Below are 723 nucleotides of genomic sequence, written 5' to 3'. Positions count from 1 at the left end.
TAAACAACCCCCCCCCCCCTATAAAAACACATGTCGTGGTTCGTCGGCAGCGTCAGATGTGTATAAGAGACAGACATTATGATATGGCTGAAGTGGGGCTTGAGGGGGCTTTCAGAAACCTGACGTTTAATTACAGGCTAGACGAATTTGTAGTGCTGTATTATACTTATCCGGGAAATATGAATATTTATGTTTATGCCATTCCTAGCGAAGAAAAGAAGCCAATTCAGGTTATCGAAACTCCATATAGCCATTACTACGATAATTTCAATGATGCCAAATACCTCAACAACGAAAAACTTGTGATCATCAAACGCGATAAAATGATCATCTACCACCTGCCAACCGCCAAATTGGAAAGGGAAATAGATAGAGATCCTTCCTCGCCGTATTTTGTTGCCGAAAACCAAATTTGGTATTGTTTTGAGGGCAAGCTATTGGTATATCAAGATCTCGAAACTACTGCCGGTTGATGCTAGGGTGGCCACTGTTTTGCGGAAGTTCAACTTGATAATAGCTGTAGTTTTTTAACCATTTTTGTTGCTGGTAAACTTCTTCATAGCCTTTGATGTAAAATACGCTGTCGCTGGCCCACCTGATTTCTTCCACGGCAAAATCATTACTATGCAAACTGGCGATCGCTTTCCAAGCCTGGCCTACAGGCGCTTTAGGGCTGTCTCTTATACACATCTCCGAGCCCACGAGACAGTACTCATGAGCTCG

General features: G+C 42.9%; 2 protein-coding genes. One reads left to right on the top strand and one right to left on the bottom strand.

Annotated features, from left to right (window positions below; all coding sequences use genetic code 11):
* The coding region (locus JHD69_RS19985; protein WP_199142095.1) for a hypothetical protein at positions 1-473 on the top strand (473 nt) is incomplete at its 5' end.
* On the opposite strand, the gene JHD69_RS19980 is transcribed toward JHD69_RS19985, so the two are convergent.
* A partial coding sequence (locus tag JHD69_RS19980; RefSeq protein WP_199142094.1) for a hypothetical protein occupies positions 460-723 on the bottom strand: 264 nt, incomplete at its 5' end. The two genes, JHD69_RS19985 and JHD69_RS19980, sit on opposite strands and share 14 nt — an antisense overlap.

It is taken from the genome of Pedobacter sp. ASV12, assembly GCF_016429155.1.
In the GTDB taxonomy this organism is placed as follows: domain Bacteria; phylum Bacteroidota; class Bacteroidia; order Sphingobacteriales; family Sphingobacteriaceae; genus Pedobacter.
The sequence above is the reverse complement of the archived record's forward strand: the minus strand, read 5'-3'. Positions and strand labels throughout refer to the sequence as shown.